4 protein-coding genes are annotated in these 20,542 nt (G+C 48.2%); all 4 read right to left on the bottom strand.

The features are described 5' to 3' along the window. Positions 1-46 precede the first annotated feature (46 nt). Genes N477_RS03625 through N477_RS03640 form a run of 4 tightly spaced genes read right to left on the bottom strand, consistent with a single transcriptional unit; the run spans position 47 to position 20,529 of the window. Positions 47-4,306 (bottom strand): non-ribosomal peptide synthetase, encoded by a 4,260-nt coding sequence (locus tag N477_RS03625; RefSeq protein ID WP_063364353.1) that lies wholly within the window; start codon positions 4,304-4,306, stop codon positions 47-49. After that, positions 4,303-10,674 (bottom strand): type I polyketide synthase, encoded by a 6,372-nt coding sequence (locus N477_RS03630; protein WP_063364354.1) that lies wholly within the window; start codon positions 10,672-10,674, stop codon positions 4,303-4,305. Before N477_RS03630 ends, N477_RS03625 begins: the two co-directional genes overlap by 4 nt. Further along, entirely contained in the window at positions 10,674-14,909 is a 4,236-nt protein-coding gene (locus tag N477_RS03635; protein ID WP_196760572.1) for a non-ribosomal peptide synthetase, read from the bottom strand. The genes N477_RS03630 and N477_RS03635 overlap by 1 nt, the downstream gene beginning before the upstream one ends. After that, the gene (locus tag N477_RS03640) at positions 14,893-20,529 is read right to left on the bottom strand and encodes a type I polyketide synthase (protein ID WP_063364356.1); all 5,637 of its coding nucleotides are present in this window, start codon (positions 20,527-20,529) and stop codon (positions 14,893-14,895) included. The genes N477_RS03635 and N477_RS03640 overlap by 17 nt, the downstream gene beginning before the upstream one ends. Between the last annotated feature and the right edge of the window lie 13 nt (positions 20,530-20,542).

Genomic DNA, 20,542 nt, shown 5'->3' on the forward strand with positions numbered 1-20,542 from the left:
AATTCGGCCCCGAGTGCGGGGCCTTAGGTGCCAATCATGGCTTTGTTTAGTTAGTTAGATACGCAGTGATATGCTCTGAAATTTGCTCAGTGCCCGCAGTATCATGCATTGTGAAGTGACTACCCACTATCTCAAAAGACACTACTTTTGTTGAAACCTCTTGCCAACCGGATCGCAAGCTGTCGCCCTGTCCTGCAAGACGCTCTGCAGCGCTGAAGTAAAGGATTTCCTTATTCAAGGCATTTGCTTGATACGCTGATAGCGCACTGAGGTTGGCACGATAGATAGGCAACAATTGCGCTATTTCATCAGGACCGAGTGGATTTTTGGCCTGTGCAAGACGTGCTCGCAACACAGCGCAGCGGCGCTCAGGTTCAATATCTTGAAGCTCGGCAAATACAGCCTCTCTGAGCTCACCAGTTTCAGCCAGCAGGTGCAATAAGACCTCATCATCTTTAGGGGCTTGATGGTTTGTACTCAGGCTTGGCAAAGTTGAATCAGCTATCGCAATCATGCCGACTTCGCGCCCATCAGCAAGTAGCTGGTGCGCTATTTCAAATGCAATAACGCCGCCCATCGACCAACCATACAAGTGATAAGGACCTGCTGGGTAACGTGTAATAATCTCCTTCACATACTGTGCAGCCATCATTTTAATATCATCGAGCGGCTCAGCTTCGCCCTCCAAGCCTAAAGCCTGTACACCATAAATACTGCGCGATGTCCCAAGTGATTCAGCCAAAGCTTGGTAGCAAAATACACTGCCGCCCACCGGATGAATACAAAACAGTGGCGCCTCTGAGCCACCACTTTGCAGCGGCACCAGCAGGCTCTCTTGCCAATGCTTATTCTCTTGGATTGCCAGCGCCAAGGTACTTGGAGTCGGGTGTTGAAATAGCACACTGAGCGGCACGTCAATACCAAGCCTTGTTCGTAGTATAGATAGCAGTCGCATTGATAAGATTGAGTGGCCGCCTAGGTCAAAAAAGTTATCGTGAATACCAACCCGTGATGTACCAAGTAACTCAGCAAATGTCTCACATAAATCCGCTTCCAAACTGTTGCGCGGCGCACTGTACGATGGGCTTGTGTCGCACAGCTGCGCGTCGGGTACGGTTAATGCGCGTCGGTCAATTTTGCCACTGGGCGTCAGTGGTAAAGTATCCACAAAGACAAAGCGCGTTGGGATCATCCAACCAGGTAACAACGCGCGTAAATGTGATTTAAAATCATATAGTTGCGGCGGATCACCGGCCATATCATCTAACCTAACCCAAGCAACTAGCTGCTTACTCTCACCTTCTCCCCAGGCATCAACCACCACAGCTTTAACCAAAGCATGTGATAGCAATGCACTTTCAACTTCGCCACACTCAATTCGAAAACCGCGTACTTTAACCTGTGTATCTACTCGGCCCAGATATTCGAGTGTGCCATCGGATAACTGTCGACAAAGATCGCCAGTGCGATAACAAGGTGTTTCACTCTCGCTGTTCAGCGGATCGGTAATAAATCGTTGCGCGTTAAGTTCAGGCCTATTCAGATAACCTCGAGTAACCCCAGCTCCACCAACATACAGCTCTCCAGGGATACCAACAGGCACAGGCTGTCCCCATTGATCTAAGATATAGACGTGTAAATCTGAGATAGGCATGCCAATGTTGCTTGAGGTATTCTCTGCATCTTGTGGCTGTAACACATGCAAAGTCACATGCACCGTCGTTTCCGTAATCCCATACATGTTTACCAGCGTTGGTCCCCGCTCACCGCGATGTGTATACCAAGGTTTTAAGCGTGCTGGCGCGAGCGCCTCACCGCCAAAAATGACCCAACGCAGTGCCAGCGATGCTCGTTGCGGTGCACTTAACGTTTGCTCATACTCTATCAACTGATAAAAAGCAGACGGCGTTTGGTTTAAAACTCTTACTCGCTTTTCTTTCAATAGCTGATAAAACAATGCCGGTGTTCGAGTCGCCGTATAGGGCACAATAACCAGCGAACCACCATAGATAAGCGCCCCCCAGATCTCCCACACTGAGAAGTCAAAAGCATGTGAGTGAAACAATGTCCAAACGTCATCACGACCAAATTGATAGGTTGATTGGGTAGAGTCAAAAAGCCGAACAATGTTGCGATGCTCAACACACACGCCTTTTGGCTTACCCGTACTCCCCGAGGTATAAATGATATAAGCAAGGTTATTTGAACCACAGAGCGGCTCTGGATTTTCGGTGCACTCTTTTGCTATCGCTGCTGAGGACATATCTAACGTCTGCACCTCACACTTTGGCAAACGCGCTTGTGTCGCCTCATGGCACAGTAATACTTGAAGATCGGCATCCTCGACCATAAAACTCAGGCGGTCTGCCGGATATTCAGGATCAAGGGGAACATAAGCACCACCCGCTTTGAGGATTGCCAAAATACCAACCACAATGTCGATTGAGCGCTCAACAAACAAGCCAACCAACACATCTGGGCCGACGCCCTTGCGGCGTAAATGATGTGCCAAGCGATTAGCCCGCACATTGAGTTCACCATAACTCAGCTGCTGCGTTTCAAAGATCACCGCCGTTGCATCTGGGTTGCTTGCTGCATGTTGTTCAAACAAGGTGTGGGCACATGTTGTCCTTGGCACATGCTCACTGCTGACAGATGGCTTTTTCACCCACATTTGTTGCTCAGACTCCGTCAGCAAAGGGAGCTGTGCAATCGATGTGTGTGGCTCATGTACCACCGCCTGTAAAATCACTTCAAAATGACCCAGCATGCGCTGGATCCTGTCCTCATCAAACAGTGCCACATTATATCTAAACATGCCTGATAAAGACTGCCCAGCCACATCCAATACATCAAGGCTCAAGTCAAACTGGCCTTCTTGCTGAGGCATTTTAAAGGGCTCAAGTGTCAGCCCAGCACTGTGAATAGTTTGACTTTTACTGCTACTCGTCGCCGAATAAGCGGGCGATAACACATGGCCTTGCTGCGGTTGTTGAAGGTTAAATTCCACCTGAAAAAGTGGAAACCTATCGCTCTCTCTTTGCAGCGCTAAACGCTCAATTAATAACAGCGACGGGTAATCTTGATGCGCCAACGCCTCTAACGTCGTATGCTGCATGTGTGTCAAAAATGAGGCAAAACTTTGCTGTGGTTCTAGTTTTCCACGCAGTACAATAAAATTAAAAAAGCAGCCGCAAATATCTTTAAATTCATCAAGGCTGCGACCCGCCGCCGCTGATCCAACCCAAATATCTTGTTGCCCAGTATAGCGATGCAAGAGTACTTGAAAACAAGCCAACAGCACCACGTATAAGGTGCTGCCAGTACCATTCACATACGTTTTCAGCTGTTCCGTCAAGGCTTTTGACAGAGTAAAATTAACGGAAGCACCTATATTTAGCTGCTGCGCTGAACGAGCTCTGTCCGCCGGTAAATCAAGGGGCGCTGGCGGATCGGACAACTGCTTTTGCCAATAAGACCAAAGACGTTCTCCTGCATTACTGGAGAACAGCGCATTTTGCCAACTGACATAATCTTGATAACACCAAGGTAAAGGCGATAGGTCTGAAGGACGATGTCCCTTTATAGACTCATATAAAGATAAAAACTCAGACATTAAATTCCATAACGACCAACCATCAAACACAATATGGTGGATGGTCATTAATAAGACATGCTTGTCCTCTGCTTGAGTGATTAAATGCGCTCGAAATAATGGACCTTCTTCTAAGTCAAACGGACGCAAATAAGCCTCCCTGACTTTTTTAAACACGCCCTCTTCACTGTCTTTGTCAGCAACTTGTAACGTTAATTCGACCCCTTGATGAGCATGAACCTTTTGCATTGCTTGCCCATCTTGCTCAAAAAATGTGGTTCGCAGCGATGGATGCCTATCTGACAATGCTTGCAGTGCTGACTGAAGTACTCCAGTGTCCAATTTAGACAAAATGCGCCACGGCATGGCCACATTATATGCCGGGCTTTTTGGCGCATTTTGGTATAAAAACCAAAATGCCTGTTGCCCATAAGACAGCTCAAAAATCGACGTCCGATCACACCGTTGCAATGCAGGCAATTGCAAATAGCCGCCTGCGTGATCTGGCTCTGGTTGGCTAATCGCTGCACTTGGTGGCCGCATCAAATAAGTGAGAATATCCCCCTTATTGGCCTTTAACTGCGCCTTCAAAGCGGGTGAGATCCCCGCCGTTGAGGTACGCACTTTTAACTTGCCATCTTCAACCCAAATCCGACAGCCAATTTCCTTGAGATCAGCAAGTAGTGAACGAACCGTTTCCGCCGCACTCATAGCTCAAACTCCTCTTCACCCACTTGCAACGCCTCTGTGGGTTTAACATTAACCCCTTGCCGAGGATCTAGCTCTGATGCCAAGTCTAATACAGTGGTGCCTGCTTTCATGATTTGCGCCATGGATAGCTCAGCTCCCAGTTCTGAGCGGATCCGATTTCGCAGCTCAATCGTCATCAAAGAATCAAGCGCCATACTATTTAGCGGCTGTTGAACATCAATTTGCCTTGCGGTCATGCCAAGCACTGCACTCAATTTATTACGAATAAACTCAGTCAATATGGGGGCGTACTCGTCATCACTGGCTTGCGCTAATTGCTGTTTAATCCCAAGCGTATTAGCCACAGGCACGTCATCCGAAGCCAATACAGATAGAAAATGAGGTACTTTAGGTAACTGACTGAAGAAACGGGTCCAATTTACTGGCAAAACGCCAACTTGTGCATGATGGGCTTGGTGCAACAAGCTTGTTAACTGAGCCATGCCTTGCTCAGGTGCAATTGGGGTCACCCCCATGGCATGCAAGCGACTTTGCTCTCGTTCGTGACCGGGCATTCTGGCTGCCATCCCGATACTGGCCCAAGGGCCCCAGTTTATTGACAATGCAGGTAAGCCCATTTGTCTGCGGTAGTGAGCCAAGCTATCCATAAAGGCATTGGCACTTGCATAGTTTGCCTGTCCAGCTGATCCCAACAGAGAAACCGTTGAAGAAAAGCACACAAAAAAGTCCAACGCGCTATTTTTTGTCAATGTATGAAGGTGCCAGCTGCCTAAAACTTTAGGTGCCATCACGCGCTCAAAACGCGCCTTATCTTGTTGCACTAGCACGCCATCATCCAACAGCCCAGCCGCATGAATAACGCCTTTTAATGCCGGCATGTCTGCGTCTATCTGGTTAAATATATCGGTTACTTGGGCTTCATTGGCAACGTCTGCCCTGATAACACGAACCTGCACGCCAGTCGCTTGCAACTGCGCAATCACATTTGCGGCTTGTTCCGTCGGTGCGCGTCTTGCAGTTAAAACAAGATGGCGAGCGCCTTGCTTCGCTAGCAGTGTGGCGACTTCTAATCCTAAATCACCCAGTCCACCAGTGATAAGATAAGTCGCATCTTGGCACACAGGTGTCTGATTTTCCTCACTTGAAGGCACAGTCAAAATGACTTTTCCACTGTGTCTTGCCTGCTGCATGTAGCGGAACGCATTAATTGCATGGCTAATTGGAAAAGCTCTGAATGGCAGAGGCTTAAGCTCACCTTGCTTAAATAGCCACATGAGCTTTTTCATCATGCCTTGAACTAAATCTGGCTGGTCTTGACCCAATTGCGCTAGGTTTATCCGATGGTATGCCAATTCAGGGTTAAATGCCTGAACCTGCTCAGGCAGCCATGTATTGACCACTGAGATCTCTAAAAAGCGTCCACCCGTTCGCAATACTGATAAGCTTTTTGGAATAAAGTCATCTGAAGTCAATGAATTTAAAACTACATCTACCCCTTCCCCATGGGTCACTGCCATGATCTGCTCGGCAAATTCTGTGGTACGAGAATGCATGATGTATTGAACGCCCATCGCTTCAAGTTGCGGCCATTTACTGGGACTTGCGGTGGCAAATACCTCTGCACCTACAAGCTGCGCAATTTGTATCGCCGCCATACCAACGCCACCGGAACCCGCATGGATCAGCACTCGCTCCCCTTTAGACAATTTGGCAAGTTCGTTCAGTGCATACCAAGCAGTTAAGAACACCACAGGGATAGTCGCTGCGGCTTCAAAGCTAAGCTGCTCAGGTTTGGCCACCACTTCACTTGCGTCAACCAGCACGTACCTGCTGAAGCTATCCGGTGCTGCTGCAATGACGGCATCCCCGACATTAAACTCTGTGACACCTTCGCCAACAGCCACGATTTCGCCCGCGCACTCTCCACCAAACGGGGGACTGCCCGGATACATGCCTAATGCATTGAGCACATCTCTAAAATTTAGGCCCGCAGCACGCACTTGGATCTCAACTTGGCCTTGTTTTGGTGCTGGGCGAGAGACATTCACAAGCGCCAGCGCATCGAGCGCACCTTTTTCAGCCATCTGCATATTAAATGCGCCTTGAGGCAAATCTAGCTCATCTTTTACTCCCTTTGGATCATGCTGTACCAACCTCGCGACAAAGCGATCATGACCATGTAAAGCAATTTGATCTTCACTATTATCCGCGCCAAGTTCAGCATATAAAGGCCCAATGTCATCAATTTGGCTCAGGTCAACACATGTACAGGCCAACTCTGGATGCTCCATCGCGATCACCTTGCCTAAGCCCCACAGAGGCGCTTGCGCTACGGCTATCTCTGAGATATTGGCACCAGTACTGACCGCATTGTGAGTCACCAGCCACAGCTTGCTCGACCAGCCCAGTTCAGCCATTGCCTGTACCAAGTGTAAGGTACCTGCACAGACAAGATCTTGTGCTTGCAGCAATGATTGTTGGCATAACTCGTCAGAATCAGGGGCGCCTAAGCTCCACAAGTTAATCACCGCCACAGGCGCGCTAGATTGCTCGGTGTAATAGTGATTTAAAAGCTGTTTAAATTCAGTTGGATCGGATGGGTTCACTGATAATTTAGCATCACTTTGAATACTCTCACTTTGGGCACTATCAGCTCGGCTACCCGTGCTGGCATAAACCAACACACAAGATTTACCCTCTTGTTCTAGTTTGTCTGCTAGTTTTTTCCCTGTGCCCTGTTTATCCGCCAATATCAACCAAGTACCTTGGCCAATATTATTAAGGTGAACTTTAGAAATGAGCTGTTGTTGTTGCCACTCTATCTGATAAAAGTCGTTCGACTGGTTTTTAAAGTGGTGCATCACTGTCGCGTCAGCCACACGGCCAATTTTAAATCCGGTGACTTCAGCAACCAATTTACCTTGGCTATCAAATAAGGCGATATCCGTGATCACTTGATCATCACTTTGCTCAATCAAACGCACAAAGCTCCATAGCTGTTGCACGCCTTGCTGATGAACCGTCAATGCATCCAAGCCGATCGGCATAAAAGTCCCTTCAGAAGGCTTGGCAACGGCAGCACCTAAGATTTGAATACAAGCATCAAACAGGGCTGGATGAAGATGATAGTGAGAGAGTTCATTGGTGGTGATACATTCGGGCAATTGAACGTGTGCCAAGGACATTGAGTTGCCTTTTTGCAACTGCGTGATGCCACGAAAACTTGGTCCATAATAAACACCGCGCTCACCGGCCATACTGTAATGTTCATCAACACTTAACTCAACAGGGCATTGAGCTTGTAATTCCGCTGACGTCACTACACGTGGCGAAGAGGTTGGCACGCTCGCGGCGAGTTTCCCTGATGCATGTACCTGCCATACTGATCCATCTTGTTGGCTCAATATTTTAAACTCATAGCCATGCTCACTCGGGCTTAAAACCACTTGCATGATCTGAGAACCTGTCTGCTCCAAGATCAGAGCTTGCTCAAACCTAATGTCTTGTATATGCAGTGTGTCCTGTGCAGCAGTCACCGCTTTACCCGCAGCCATGGCCATCTCAAGGTAACCCGTCGCAGGAAATACCATGGCATCAAAAAAGCGATGCTCACTCAGCCAAGTCGTTACCGACACATCCACTTCAGACTCAAAGTAAATCTTATCTGAGTCAGCCAAACGCAGCTTTTTGCCCAGTAAAGGGTGCAGTTTAGGATCTTGGTAAGTGCGTGGCTTTGAGGTCTTTTTTTCAACCCAGTGGCGTTCACGCTGAAACGGATAGGTCGGCAGGTGCACTTTACTTCGCGCATAATCAGCATCAACTGCGAGCCAATCAACCTCGCCTCCTTGGTTGTGCCACTGCCCTAGGCTTTCTAACAATTGCTGCCAATCAGGCTTGTTATCTCGCAAGCTTGGGAGCTGAATAATCTCGGTATCATCCGCTAAACACTGCCTTGCCATGCCAAGCAGAACAGGCTTTGGACCGACTTCCAGTAACACCTGAATACCCTGTTTTTGCAGTGTCTCGACACCCGCAGCAAAGCGCACCGGTTGGCGCACCTGTTTCACCCAATAAGCAGCTGAGCAAAGCGCTTCACCACTCATATCTCCACTAACCGTCGAGCAAATGGGTAGCTTAGGCTTCGCATAACTAACCGCCGTTGCGACCTTTTCAAACTCATCTAACATGGGCGTCATCATCACAGAATGAAAAGCATGAGACACGGCCAGTTTTTTACCTTGGATCCCTTGCTCAGATAAGCCCGCAGCAAGCTGCTCAATCGCATCTGATCCTCCTGAGAGCACCACACTTTGCGGGCCATTTATCGCCGCAATTGAGAGCGCATTGCTATCAGCAATCAAGGATTGCGCTTTGGCCTCGCTGATTGGCAATGCCAACATTTCACCGCCAAGGCACAGCATGTGCATCAAACGACCTCGCGCTGCGATAAGTGTTAACGCATCTTCTAAACTGAATACACCTGCAATACACGCTGCGACGTATTCACCCACACTGTGTCCCATCAAGACATCTGGCTTTACACCCCATGACTGCCATAGCTTCGCGAGGGCATACTCAATGCAAAATAATACAGGCTGCGTATACACCGTCTGATTGATGTCAGTTGGCGCCTCACTTTGCTCATAAAGTAGTTTCAGTAACGGCACATTTAATGGACGCAAAATTGCATCGCACCGCATCAGTGTATTTCTAAACAACGGCTGCGTTTCAAACAGCGTGCGACCCATACCAAAATATTGTGCGCCTTGGCCGGTAAATAAAAAGGCCGTTTTTGGTGCGGCTTCTGTGGCAATACCTTGCTGGTACTGATGGCTTCGCAATTGGGCTTGAGCCTCACTAATAGAGCCTGCAACCAAGCTTAAGCGATGTGCAAAGTGGCTCCGCCCTTGTGCAGCGCTATAGCAAACATCCGCAAAATCTGACTGTGGATTTTCAGTAAACCAACTGTCATATGACGCGATAAGGGCATTCAAGGCCGGTGCGGTTTTAGCCGACAACGTCAATAAATGTTGCGGGCGCTGCGCATTGACTTCAGGTGCTTGACCGACAATATTCGGCGCTTCTTCAAGGATGACATGGGCATTGGTGCCGCCAATGCCAAACGAGCTCACCCCGGCACGGCGGGGCTCATCTTCACTTTGCCAATCTGCCAATTCGGTATTCACGTAAAACGGGCTATTGGCAAAATCAATATTGGGATTGGGTGACTGGTAATGCAAACTGGGTGGAATTTGTCGGTTTTTCAGCGCCAGCACGGTTTTAATTAACCCTGCTACGCCCGCTGCTGCATCGAGGTGGCCAAAATTAGATTTCACTGTGCCAATTGGGCAAAACCCGACTTTGTCAGTCGATTCTCTAAATACACGAGTCAGTGCGGCGATTTCAATAGGATCGCCAAACGCGGTCGCAGTGCCGTGTGCTTCAATATAAGAAATGGACTCTGGTTCAACATCAGCAATGGCCTGTGCTTCCATCACCACCGCCGCTTGCCCTTCGGCACTGGGCGCTGTGTACCCTACTTTTTGCGCACCATCATTGTTGATGGCAGAGCCTTTAATAACAGCGTGAATGGTATCCCCATCCGCCATTGCTTCTGTTAATGGCTTTAACACCACAATGCCTGCGCCATTCCCAAATAAGGTGCCTTTAGAGTCCGCATCAAAACTGCGGCAATGTCCATCAGGAGAGAAGATCATGTCCTCCTGATAGAGATAACCGCTTTTTGCAAAGTTGCGAATAGCCACGCCACCAGCAAGGGCAACGTCACATTCACCATTGAGCAGATTCTGACACGCCATATGAATCGCAACTAAGGCACTAGAACAGGCAGATTGAATAGTGACAGCCGGTCCTCTCAAATCTAGCTTGTATGCGATGCGAGTACTCAAGTAATCTTTTTCGTTACCTGCCAGTCCAGCTAGCCCGACATCCTCTGGCGTGAGGTGGTCAAAAAAGTAGCTATTAAGTGCAGCGCCTGCATAAACACCAACCACTTCCTCTGTCTCACCCGCTTTAAAACCTGCGTCTTCTAATGCCTCCCACGCACACTCCAAAAAGATCCGCTGCTGCGGATCCATGATCTGCGCTTCTTTGGGGGCAAAACCAAAAAAGTCGGCATCAAACATATCGACATCAAAAGGCGTTGGGCTTGCTTTCACATAGTTAGGCATCGCCAGCAGATCAGGATCAACGCCCGCATCTAATAGTTCTTGATCAGAGAAAAAAGAAACAGACTCCTTCCCCTCTCTGAGATTTTCCCAAAACGTCTTTATATTTGGCGCTCCTGGGAAGCGACAAGACATACCAATAATCGCAATATCAGACTCATGAGGTAAATGCGCGCCCATCAGCTACCCTCCTGCGGGTTTGATCGATGTTTTTTACGTGCTTGCTTGCGTCGCTGCGTTGAGCCTCGGCGATCTTGTCGTTTATCTGCCTTACTGGCTATTGCCTCTTCTACCTTCTCCTCTTGACCAAGATAACGCGCAAGCGCATCTATCGTTGAGTGCTGGAATAGCTTGGTAACGGGGATCTCTTGGTGATAAATTTCCCTCAACTTAGATTGCATCCTGACAATCAGCATGGAGTCTCCCCCGGCTTCGAAAAAGTTATCATGAATACCGATATTGTCATGTCCCAACAACGCTGCCCAAATCTGCGCAATGGACTTTTCAAGTGCACTGTCCGGCGCCACAAATTCAGGTTTCTCGATTTCTTGATTGTCAATTTGCGCGTGTAAGGCCTTGCGGTCCACCTTGCCATTGGCTGTTAATGGCAAGGCCTCAAGTAGCTCAAACGTACTCGGCACCATATAATCTGGCAGTCTTGCGCTGACGAAGTCTTTCAATTTATCTGCAAGAGACGCTGTTTTTGACACCGGACGCGACAGTTTACGCGTCTGCTCAGGATCAATGCCTCCGCCAAGGAAGGTATACAGGGGTAAATGACGCTCACCTAACCCAAATAGTGCCTCGACTGCAGAGAGATCCTGCTTGCCAATCGGGCAAAGGCCAATACCATGGCGTGTCGAAGACTCCATCAACATCTGACCTATATGTCCGGCTTCTAGAAGTGAAAAGCGCTCGGAGTAATGCGCATATAAAGGCTCTATGGCACTGAGATCACTGATCAAGAAAATTGCAAACGCGGCTTCCTCATAAATATCAATGTTGCCAGCAAATACTTGCTCGCCTATGTCATTTGTTTTGGCCATTTGCAGTAGCGAGTTTCTCACTGGATGATGGTAATACACACCGCCTTCGAGTCCTGCTACGCGGTTTGGTTTGACGTATACGTAACACTGAACAGGATACAAGCTACCTGCGGATGGGTAGCGATACTTAGGGAGAGGTGTCTCCTCAAGCGTTACTGCACTTAGGTGTGACAACAACTGACCAAGGTGCTCTTGTGCTAATGGGTCTTGACGAAACTCACGGTAACTTTGTCGTGTCAGCCAAGCTGACTCCACCACCTCTGGCGCGGCAATGGGGATTTCAACCATGCCGTCTTCTACTTTGCGTACACCCGGCTGCGTCAGTTTAAATTCTAACCCTGCAAACTGATCTAAGATCACCTCCTCTTGCTCTGCCTGTTCACCATCGCCAGTAGGCTGCCCAGTTCCTTCAGGCACCACAAATGCCGCCAACGATTGCAGGTTGCGCTCACCGCCCACTGCGGTAACAACCGCGTCACGAATGCCCGGATATTCACTGATCACTGATTCTATTTCATTTAACTCAATGCGATGACCTCGGATCTTCACCTGAAAGTCAGAGCGCCCCATGATCTCTAAATTACCATCTGGTAGATAGCGAGCGAGATCGCCACTCTTATACAGGCGCTCACCGGTTTGCGGATGAGTGATAAAGGTTTCATTGGTTTTTTGCGCATCTCCCCAATACCCTTTTCCTAAGCCTCGACCACCCACGTATAAATCACCCGTCACCCAAACAGGGCGAGGCTCTAACTTATCGTTTAGGACATGTAGGGTTTGGTTCGCAAGTGGTTTACCATATGGGATACTTGTCCAACTGGGGTCAACCTCTTCAATCACATAATGATTGTTCCAAATCGAGGTTTCTGTTGGGCCACCTAATCCAACAATCATCACATCCGACGACAATTGACGAATGCGATCCGGTAAATCAACAGGGATCCAATCACCGCTCATCATAACCAGTCGCATACTCGATGCTAAATCACCTCCACTGGACTCAAGGTAATCCACCAACATTTGCTGCAGCGCAGGAACTGTGTTCCAAAGCGTAACCTGATGCGTATTTATCAGTTCTCGCCAGTGAGCGGGGTCGCGCAGCCCGCCATGTTCGGGGATCACCAACGCGCCCCCTGCGCTCAAAAGACCAAATACATCGTAAACGGATAAATCAAAGTTAAGCGCAGAGAGACAAATTGCTCTGTCTTTCTCTGTGACCCCCAATTTGCGATTCACATCTAAAATCGTATTGACTGGACCACGATGCGGTAGCATGGTCCCTTTTGGCTTGCCTGTTGAGCCTGAGGTGTACAGCACGTAGGCAAGATCTTCGGCACTGATTGAGACATCTGCTACTTCGGTATTTTGCTGTGCTAGATTCTCATCAGTGATGATAAGTTGCAGCGAATCAGCGGGCCACGCTAGCGTCTCAAATTGCGGCTGTGTTAATACCAAGCTCACTTGCCCATCGGCTAAAATAGCGTGGCGACGAGCATCAGGTTGATTAGCATCCACTGGCAAATAAGCAGCACCTGACATCAAGACACCCAGCACAGCAACAATTTGCTCCCACCCTTTTTCCATTGCCACAGCAACTAAGGTATTGGGTTCAGCACCTTGTTGCTGTAGCCAATTAGCAGTGCGCTTAGCAAGGTCTAGTAACTCACCATAGGTCAAGGTTCGAGACGCAGAGATCACCGCGATTGCATCTGGGTTTTTTATGGCTTTCGCTATAAATAATTCGTGTAAAAGCGCTTCTGAAGGCGTTTGCGCAGTGTCATTGATAAGCGCACGATGCATCAATTGAGTCGCTAACAACTCATCTTGGAATGACGCCTTTTGCCACGCTGTTTCATCGGTGGCCAGCAAGGTAAGCATGTCACAATACGCATTAAACATGCTTTCTAATAATCCTGCAGGGAAGCGCTCCTCAACGCAGTCCCAACTCACAATCAGCTCACCTTTAATTTCCGCCAATTGATGATCAAAGAGCACTTGAGGGGTTTGCGTGATGCCATATACCGAGTCGCCAAGCCATCCTTTTGGTGACATGTCGCCTGCAAAGCTTTCCTGCTCAGAGCCTGACCACAAGGTACTGGTGAATACAATTGGCATGGTGACATACGCCCCTTTGCGACGTCGTGTCATCTCTCTTAACACGCCAACAGCACTGATGGCATTGTGACTTAAATCTTCCCATAACTGCCGCTGGATACGCACGGCACGGCGCTCAAACGACTCAGTGGTGGTGTTGTCAATTTCGACTAACATCGGAGAGGTGAAATCACCCACAATATCATTGACCTGAGGGTGCAAGCGGTCAAACTGCGTGACATTAAGAATAAAGTGCGAGCTCTTACTCCAAATACTTAAGATTTCCGCAAACACAGCGGTCAAAATACTCGAAGGCGTCAACCCCAATTTGGCGCCTCGTGCTTTGAGTTTGCCCCAAACATCAGCGGGGATGGTATCGTGTCTGCGGCTAAACCGGACTTGAGTATCTTCGTCCACTGCGGGCACCAAAGGTAGCTCTGCTGAGGGTGGTAGGTTATCAATACGGTCAAACCAGTAATCACATGACTTTTTGTAATATGCTGTCTCTTGGATTTTGTCCGTGGCCAGCACATAATCACGGAAGTTCAGCGGTAACGGTGGCAGCGCAACCTCTGGCTGATTCATCATTTGATATAGCTCTTTGTAGAGCAAAAACCCGCTGTAACCGTCAACCACCAGCATGTCGACACTGACAAATAGCCTAACCGACTGCGAGCCAGTACGCACCGCTTTAATATCAAAAATAGGCCAAGTATAAGCATCAATCACTTGATGTGACATCTGCTCACGAAGTTCGGCCAGTTGCGATGCTTTTGCAGCTTCTGGCTGTGCACTCAGATCCGTCACCTCAATGGTATAGGGCGGAATTTCTTGCGGTGAAAGGACTCTTTGCTGACCATCGGGTAACATCACAACCCGCAACATATCGTGGCGGTCTATAAGCTGTCGGCAGACCTGATTAAACGCTGCAAACTGTGCCTCGTCATAAGGGCAATCAATTTCGTGATACCAGTGACAAGCAAACCCACCAAAGTCAAAGCTACTTTGTCGGCCTAACATGTAAGCTTGCTGAATTTCTGTGAGTGGGAAAGGCAAAAAGCGCCCCTCCGGATCTGCCTCTACAGTCGGTAATGCCTCACTGATATAAGCAAGTTGCTCTTTGCCCGTATTTGCCTGTTGCTTTTTGGTTTCCACTTCAGCGCGCAATTTCTGTTGAAGTAGTGCGCGCTTTTGTTCCGTCGTCAGGGCTTGTTTATTGTCTTGGGTGTTGTTCATTAGGTTAACCTGCTTAATTGTTCTAACCGAAATATTCATCAAAAAGCGCATCGATCTGCTCACCACTTAACTCTGCTGAGTCCAATTGGTTGAGCAGCGCTTCTTTTTCATCAGTTGGCGTCTGAACGAGCAGTGCACCAAGTTGACCGGCCAGATCCATCACGCTGATGTCGTTCATAATATTGGCCATGGGAATATCGATATTGAGCTCAGTTCGGATCCGATTTCTAAATTCCACTGCGCGCAGTGAGTCCAGCCCCATGGTATTGAGATGCTTGTGGAGATCGACTTGCGCTGTGTCCATTCTCAATACCTCAGCAAGGCTACTTTGGATAAACTCCGCCAACATCCGGGCATGATCCTCAGCGCTCGCTTGTTCAAGCAGGTGTTTAATAGAGAATGACATATCATTATCAGACTCACTTCGTGTCAGTTCAGATAAGAAAGGCGGCACCTGTACCGGATAGAACATTTCCAAGAATTTAGCGCTGTCGCCTGGTAGTACGGCATTACAGGTCACATCTGGACGAGTGATTAAATTATCTAAAATCGCCAAGCCAGATGCAGCGTCTAGAATGAACTCACTCTGTGATTTATTTACTCCCTCATCAATATCCGCTGACATCCCGCCATCAGCCCATACACCCCAATTGACACTGAGCGCGGGCAGTCCTTGCTGAGCACGTAACTGGGCAAGTGCATCCATAAAGGTGTTAGCTGCAACATAGCTGCCCATACCAAGACCACCTAACAGGGCAGACAAAGAAGAAAAACACACAAAGAAATCGAGCTCTAGGTCTTTAGACAATTGATGTAGGTGCCAACTTCCCTCAACTTTTGCGCTCATCGCCTGACTAAAGCGCGCCCAACCTTGGTGCGTTAACGCGTCTTGGTCCATCACACCCGCTGCGTGAATAATGCCTTTCAGTGACGCCCCCTGACCTGCAATCTCATTAAACAGCCTAGTCGCTTGTACCTCATCAGCGATATCTGCGTTTACAAGCTGTATCTCGGCACCGCGAGCTTGCAACTGTGCAATCACAGCGTTTGCCGCGTCAGATGGTGCACTGCGCCCAGTTAATACTAGCTTGCGCGCCCCCTTTTCGACCATCCAGTTAGCCAACATGAGTCCCAGCCCACCTAAACCACCTGTGATCAGATAGCGACTGTGCGCATTTAGCTCAGTCAAGGTTCCGCTTTCATCTTGCGGTGCGCTGATAACTCGGGGTACATGACGAGCACCTTCTGTGTAAGCCACTTGGTCTTCATGATCATCAGAGATAATTTCTCTCACCAAGTCACCCACACTCGGGTTATCTATTATGCCGCCCCATAATTGCGGGTGTTCTTGAGCTATCACTTTTCCAAGTCCCCACAAGCTCGATTGGGCAATATTCAACGGATGCGTTTGTTGCGCCACTTGCACGGCATTGCATGTTACCAACCACAGCTTGCATGACTCAGCATGCTCAGCTTGCGCTTGAAGCAGATGCAAGACACTTGCACAGCTCAATGATTGCGCATCTGTGAGCGCTGTTGCACTTAACTCTGTACTTGTCGGTGTGTCGAGACTCCAAAGGTGCACGACGCCTTTAAGTGGTGTAGTTTCATTCGCACATACTGTTGCAAGCAGAGCTTTAAATTGCGCCGGCGCGCTTGGGTCTAGGTGATAGTGAATACCTTGTGACGAATCAGACGTCGTCAGCGCTGCTACCCCATTTTTTGCATATACTTGCGTGCAAAGATGACCTGCTTTTTCCAGCTGTTCTGCCAATTGCTGACCTTGCTCACCTGCGTCAGCAAAAATCAGCCAATGTCCGGCCTCAGTGTCATGATTTGACGTGCTGATCTCACTTGGCTGCCAACGTGTCTCATACACGCTCTCTGACAGCAATGCTTGAGTTGGGCGACCTTTTAATAACTCGGTATAGGTCATCCAATTACTCAAGCCCGCCTCATTAATGCGCCTTAGCTCTTGTGCACTTAACTGCGTATCTTTTTCTGCGGTCAGTAATACAAAGCTCGCCAACTTACGACGCAATAGTCCACCTAATTGATTGTGTGAGCGGATCCCTACGCGTGCTTCTTCAGTTAAATCAAATGTCGCTAAATTCTCCTCAAAGTGAGGATCTTCAAGGAAATTTGCGATTTCATGGCTGGCATCAATGCAATCAACAACTTTTAAGTTGTTTTTTGTTAACTGCTCAACCCATTCATCTTTGGTGATTAAGAAAGATGATGTTTCACCGTGGTCAATGTCAAACAGCGTATTGGAAATAATATCTGCCAAGACTAATTTGCCGCCTTGATTGAGGTGATTACCTATGTTGGCAAATAGCGCGGTTTTATTTTTAATATGCAGTGCAACTTCAAAACCAAAGATCAAATCAAATTGGTCTGGGAACTCTTCAATGGCACTGTCTCGATTGAACACCGCAACGCGATCTTCTAACCCAAACTTAGCGATCTTTTTATTGGCTGCTTCAAGTTGCTCCCCGGAAATACTGTAGCCTCTGAGTTGCAGGTGCGAGTGCTTTCTGGCCAGCACACAAATATCTGTGCCAAAACCACACCCAAAGTCCATCACTTTTTCGCAGGCATCAAAATCGACTTTTCTAAATAACACTTCACGCATAGACTTTTGTGCATTGAGCACTAAGCGAGAATGCTCAGGGTATTTTTGTGCATCAGAAAAGGCCAGTACCCAAGAAAAGCCTGGCACCATGTCAAAAAATGGGCCAAAGTTTAGGAATCGTCCTTCCTCTAAATGATAATCTTGGGTTTCTAAATTTGCTGTAGAATCATAGTACTTAGTTACAGTTCGGCTTCTTTTATCCTGCTCTACAAACACCTGTAACAGTTTCAAACGCTCATGCGGCTCCATCGCCTTTACCTTGTCATCAACAAGGCTATTGAGGCGTTTAAACTGCTCAAAATGCGCTAAATCATCTTGGAACAAAAATTCAAGTAAGGGGTGGGTTTCTTCAGGCTGAGCGGCTGTTGCATTCTTTTCTGCTTCAATCCAATAACGTTGGCGTTGGAAAGGATAGCTTGGCAATGACACTTTATTGCGTCCATAGCCCTTATCAAACGCTTGCCAATCTACAAAGCCACCACAGGCATGCCATTGCCCTAAGCTCTCTAAGATTTGCAGCCAATCATCTTCGCCCTCACGTAAGCTGGGTAATTGCAGCACAGGGGTATCCGCTGTGAAGCAATGTGATGCCATCCCCAATAACACAGGTTTTGGCCCAATCTCGATAAATGCAGTGACGCCCTGTGCCTCTAACGTTTGCACACCCGAAGAAAAACGCACCGGCTGGCGAACTTGCTTGACCCAATACTCAGGATCTGTCAGCGCATCACTGACATTTTCCCCTGTGACATTAGAGCATACTGGCAGTGTGGGCAATGCATAATCGATACTTGCGGCAACTTGCTTAAACTCAGCCAACATCGGCGCCATCATGCTTGAATGAAACGCATGGGAAACCGCCAGTGGTTTTGCTGTGATGCCTTGCTGCGCCAAATTCGCTGATAGGGCTGCTATCGACTCACTATCACCAGAAACAACCACGCTATCAGGGCCGTTAATCGCACCAATTGAAACCTTATCTTGCACAGGTGCTATCAACGACAGCGCCTGCGTTTCACTGACAGGCAAGGCTAACATCGCGCCTTTTTCACACAGTGTGTGCATTAAGCGGCCACGGGCTGCAATGAGGGTTAAGCCATCTTTTAAGCTGAAAACATCGGCTATGCAAGCCGCCACATACTCACCAACGCTGTGCCCCATAACGGCATCTGGACGCACGCCCCATGACAGCCAAAGTTTTGCCAACGCATACTCTAATGAAAACAGTACAGGCTGGGTGTATACCGTTTGATTGAGCACCTCAGCGTCAGCATTGTCACTGTAAAGCAAATCCAACAAAGGTACATCCAGTGGGCGTAAGATGTCATCACAGTGCTCTAAGGATTCTCTAAACAGCGGCTGCGTTTCAAATAACTGCTTACCCATATTCAAATACTGCGCACCTTGTCCGGTAAATAAAAACGCGAGCTTAGGCGCATCCTCTGATGCAGTATCAATATGATAAGTTTTATCGCGCAGCTGCTGCTGTGCGTCCTGGATTGAGCTGGCAACTAAGGTCAAACGATGTGCAAAGTGTGTACGCTGATTAGCAGCACTAAAACACACATCAGCCAAGCTTGCTGCTGTCTGCGTGTCTAAGTAATTTGCATAGTTAAGCGCTTGTTGGTTTAGCGCGTCTGCGCTTTTTCCCGACAGGGTTAAGACATGTTTTGGACGTTCTGCTTGATGAGATTCTGGCTGTGTAGCGAAGACAGGCGCTTCTTGTAAAATCACATGCGCGTTGGTACCACCAATACCAAATGAACTCACCCCAGCACAGCGAGGCTGGCCATCATTGGCTTGCCAGTCCGCCAGTTCACTGTTGACATAAAAAGGGTTGTCATCAAAGTCAATGTTCGGATTTGGCGTATTATAATGCAAGCTTGGCGGCAGTTGCTGATGCTTCAATGCCAGCACAGTTTTGATCAAGCCTGCGATCCCTGCCGCTGCACCAATATGGCCGATATTACTTTTTACCGTGCCAATTGGCAGCTTATCGCCTGTTCGCGCTTCAAATGCAAGGCTTAAGCCTTCAATTTCTATCGGATCGCCAAGGCGCGTGCCGGTACCATGGGCTTCAACATAAGAAATATTGTTCGGATCGACGCCAGACACAGCCAGCGCATCCGCAATGACATCCGCCTGACCTTCAACACTCGGTGCCATGTAACCAACTTTCATGCCACCATCATTATTGACCGCAGAGCCTTTGATAACCGCATGAATAATATCACCGTCCGCCAACGCATCATCTAAGCGCTTTAAGATCACCACACCCATGCCATTGGTAAATACCGTGCCTGTCGACTGCGCATCAAATGCTCGGCAATGACCGTCGTCGGATACATGCATGTCATCGTAATACACATACCCTTTTTTCTGTGGCAACACTAAGCCCACACCACCGGCAAGTGCCATATCACACTCACCATTGAGTAAATTTTGACACGCCACGTGGACACCCACCAAAGCACTTGAACACGCGGTCGCGATCCCCATGCTTGGTCCTGTGAGATCCAACTCGTATGACACTCGCGTCGCCACATAATCGGCATCATTACCAATCAGTTTCGGGAAAAACTCGAACACGTCACGAGATTTATCTGCGGTTTGCAGATTATCAATAATATATGAGCTCAAATTGGCACTGGCGTACACGCCAATGGCATATTGATGCGTTTTAGCGGTATAGCCCGAATCCTCGAGCGCTTCCCAAGCACATTCAAGAAAAATACGTTCTTGCGGATCTGTGATCTCAGCTTCTCTGGGTGTAAAGCCAAAAAACTCGGCATCAAACATATCGATATCCGGTAAAACGCCCCCAGCTTTGACGTATTCAGGCTGAGCAAGCGTGGCTTGATCAACGCCAGCATCAAGCAGTTCTTCATCAGAAAAAGCAGTGATAGATTCCACCCCACTTTTGAGGTTATGCCAAAATGTCTCGATGCTTTTTGCACCGGGAAAACGGCAAGACATGCCAATAATGGCAATATCCGAATCATTTATATTTGGTAAATTCGTCATCGTATTTTCCTTA

It is taken from the genome of Pseudoalteromonas luteoviolacea H33-S, from assembly GCF_001625695.1.
Lineage (GTDB): Bacteria > Pseudomonadota > Gammaproteobacteria > Enterobacterales > Alteromonadaceae > Pseudoalteromonas > Pseudoalteromonas luteoviolacea_B.

Coding starts and splice junctions, on each gene's coding strand:
- N477_RS03625 (WP_063364353.1), bottom strand. CDS start 4,306: ATGAGTGCGGCGGAAACGGTTCGTTCACTACTTGCTGATCTCAAGGAA.
- N477_RS03630 (WP_063364354.1), bottom strand. CDS start 10,674: ATGGGCGCGCATTTACCTCATGAGTCTGATATTGCGATTATTGGTATG.
- N477_RS03635 (WP_196760572.1), bottom strand. CDS start 14,909: ATGAATATTTCGGTTAGAACAATTAAGCAGGTTAACCTAATGAACAAC.
- N477_RS03640 (WP_063364356.1), bottom strand. CDS start 20,529: ATGACGAATTTACCAAATATAAATGATTCGGATATTGCCATTATTGGC.